We start from the raw sequence: 3,609 nt of genomic DNA, 5'->3' as shown, positions 1-3,609 counted from the left end.
CACACTATTGGGCTTTGAGACAACAGGCCCGTGCCCCCCGGTGTGGGGGTGGCATCCCGGTGAGGGGTGTCGGCGTGTTGTTGCCTCACTTTGGTGGTGGGGTGTGGTGTTTGATTTGTGGATAGTGGTTGCGAGCATCTGGCACGCAAGGGTGTGGCATCGGCCTTCGGGTGGGTGTCATGTTGTTGTGTGTCGATGTGCAATTTCTTTTTGACTCATTTTTTGGTTTTGTGTTGTAAGTGTTTAAGGGCGCATGGTGGATGCCTTGGCACTGGGAGCCGATGAAGGACGTGGGAGGCTGCGATATGCCTCGGGGAGCTGTCAACCGAGCGTGGATCCGAGGATGTCCGAATGGGGAAACCCGGCACGAGTGATGTCGTGTCACCCAACGCTGAATACATAGGCGTTGGGGGGGAACGCGGGGAAGTGAAACATCTCAGTACCCGTAGGAAGAGAAAACAATTGTGATTCCGTGAGTAGTGGCGAGCGAAAGCGGAGGATGGCTAAACCGTATGCATGTGATACCGGGTAGGGGTTGTGTGTGCGGGGTTGTGGGATTCGTCTGTCCGGTTCTACCTGGCTGGAGGGCAGTGAGAAAATGTTGTGGTTAGCGGAAGTGGCTTGGGATGGCCTGCCGTAGACGGTGAGAGCCCGGTACGTGAAAACCTGACATCTGCCTTGGACGGTGTTCCCGAGTAGCAGCGGGCCCGTGGAATCTGCTGTGAATCTGCCGGGACCACCCGGTAAGCCTGAATACTTCCCAGTGACCGATAGCGGATTAGTACCGTGAGGGAATGGTGAAAAGTACCCCGGGAGGGGAGTGAAAGAGTACCTGAAACCGTGCGCTTACAATCCGTCAGAGCCTTCGTTTTTGCGTGGGGTGATGGCGTGCCTTTTGAAGAATGAGCCTGCGAGTCAGGGACATGTCGCGAGGTTAACCCGGGTGGGGTAGCCGCAGCGAAAGCGAGTCTGAATAGGGCGTATCCACACAGGAGTGTGTGGTGTAGTGGTGTGTTCTGGACCCGAAGCGGAGTGATCTACCCATGGCCAGGGTGAAGCGCGGGTAAGACCGTGTGGAGGCCCGAACCCACTTAGGTTGAAGACTGAGGGGATGAGCTGTGGGTAGGGGTGAAAGGCCAATCAAACTCCGTGATAGCTGGTTCTCCCCGAAATGCATTTAGGTGCAGCGTCGCATGTTTCTTGTTGGAGGTAGAGCTACTGGATGGCCGATGGGCCCCACAGGGTTACTGACGTCAGCCAAACTCCGAATGCCGACAAGTCCAAGAGTGTGGCAGTGAGACGGCGGGGGATAAGCTCCGTGCGTCGAGAGGGAAACAGCCCAGATCGCCGGCTAAGGCCCCTAAGCGTGTGCTAAGTGGAAAAGGATGTGCAGTCGCGAAGACAACCAGGAGGTTGGCTTAGAAGCAGCCACCCTTGAAAGAGTGCGTAATAGCTCACTGGTCAAGTGATTGTGCGCCGATAATGTAGCGGGGCTCAAGCACACCGCCGAAGCCGCGGCAACGACCTTGTGTCGTTGGGTAGGGGAGCGTCCTGCATCCGGTGAAGCAGCAGAGTGATCTAGTTGTGGAGGGTGTGGGAGTGAGAATGCAGGCATGAGTAGCGATTAGGCAAGTGAGAACCTTGCCCGCCGAAAGACCAAGGGTTCCTGGGCCAGGCCAGTCCGCCCAGGGTGAGTCGGGACCTAAGGCGAGGCCGACAGGCGTAGTCGATGGACAACGGGTTGATATTCCCGTACCCGTGTATGTGCGTCCCTGATGAATCAGCGGTACTAACCATCCAAAACCACCGTGACCAATCCCTTCGGGGTGCGGCGTTGGTGGGGCTGCATGGGACCTTCGCTGGTAGTAGTCAAGCGATGGGGTGACGCAGGAAGGTAGCCGTACCAGTCAGTGGTAATACTGGGGCAAACCTGTAGGGAGAAACCTAGGCAAATCCGGGTTTCACATATCCTGAGAGGTGATGCATAGCCGAGTGAGGCGAATTCGGTGATCCTATGCTGCCGAGAAAAGCCTCTAGCGAGGACATACACGGCCCGTACCCCAAACCAACACAGGTGGTCAGGTAGAGAATACTAAGGCGTACGAGTGAACTATGGTTAAGGAACTCGGCAAAATGCCCCCGTAACTTCGGGAGAAGGGGGACCCACATGGCGTGATCCATCCTTGCGGTGGTGAGCGTGAGTGGGTGGCACAAACCAGTGAGAAGCGACTGTTTACTAAAAACACAGGTCCGTGCGAAGTCGCAAGACGAGGTATACGGACTGACGCCTGCCCGGTGCTGGAAGGTTAAGAGGACCCGTTAACCCCTCGGGGTGAAGCGGAGAATTTAAGCCCCAGTAAACGGCGGTGGTAACTATAACCATCCTAAGGTAGCGAAATTCCTTGTCGGGTAAGTTCCGACCTGCACGAATGGCGTAACGACTTCTCAACTGTCTCAACCATAGACTCGGCGAAATTGCACTACGAGTAAAGATGCTCGTTACGCGCGGCAGGACGAAAAGACCCCGGGACCTTCACTACAACTTGGTATTGGTGCTCGATACGGTTTGTGTAGGATAGGTGGGAGACTGTGAAGCAGCCACGCCAGTGGTTGTGGAGTCGTTGTTGAAATACCACTCTGATCGTATTGGGCCTCTAACCTCGAACCCTGAACCGGGTTCAGGGACAGTGCCTGGCGGGTAGTTTAACTGGGGCGGTTGCCTCCCAAAATGTAACGGAGGCGCCCAAAGGTTCCCTCAACCTGGACGGCAATCAGGTGTTGAGTGTAAGTGCACAAGGGAGCTTGACTGCGAGACGTACATGTCGAGCAGGGACGAAAGTCGGGACTAGTGATCCGGCACCTCTGAGTGGAAGGGGTGTCGCTCAACGGATAAAAGGTACCCCGGGGATAACAGGCTGATCTTCCCCAAGAGTCCATATCGACGGGATGGTTTGGCACCTCGATGTCGGCTCGTCGCATCCTGGGGCTGGAGCAGGTCCCAAGGGTTGGGCTGTTCGCCCATTAAAGCGGCACGCGAGCTGGGTTTAGAACGTCGTGAGACAGTTCGGTCTCTATCCGCCGCGCGCGTCAGAAGCTTGAGGAAATCTGTCCCTAGTACGAGAGGACCGGGACGGACGAACCTCTGGTCTACCAGTTGTTCCACCAGGAGCACCGCTGGATAGCCACGTTCGGACAGGATAACCGCTGAAAGCATCTAAGCGGGAAACCCCCTCCAAGACCAGGCTTCTCACCCTTTTAGAGGGATAAGGCCCCCCGCAGACCACGGGATCGATAGACCAGACCTACACACTTAGCAATAAGTTCAGGGAACTGGCACTAACCGGCCGAAAACTTACAACACCCCACACCGTGGGGAAACATGTAAACCAAACAATGCTGACGCACTCGCAACCACACACATCCACGGATGATCAAACCGATCACCCCACCACCAAAACACACCTGCACTGAATAAAGTGAATAGAGTTACGGCGGTCCATAGCGGCAGGGAAACGCCCGGTCCCATCCCGAACCCGGAAGCTAAGCCTGCCAGCGCCGATGATACTACCCACACGGGTGGAAAAGTAGGACACCGCCGAACACAAATTA

Annotated in this window: 2 rRNA genes; both read left to right on the top strand. The window is 56.0% G+C overall.

Annotated features, from left to right (window positions below):
* Positions 1-233 precede the first annotated feature (233 nt).
* A 23S ribosomal RNA gene (locus AWC31_RS21260) occupies positions 234-3,360 on the top strand.
* Positions 3,361-3,487: 127 nt separating this feature from the next.
* Positions 3,488-3,601, top strand: a 5S ribosomal RNA gene (gene rrf, locus AWC31_RS21255).
* The last annotated feature ends 8 nt before the right edge of the window (positions 3,602-3,609 follow it).

Source organism: Mycolicibacterium wolinskyi (assembly GCF_002101965.1).
GTDB classification, from domain to species: domain Bacteria; phylum Actinomycetota; class Actinomycetes; order Mycobacteriales; family Mycobacteriaceae; genus Mycobacterium; species Mycobacterium wolinskyi.
The sequence above is the reverse complement of the archived record's forward strand: the minus strand, read 5'-3'. Positions and strand labels throughout refer to the sequence as shown.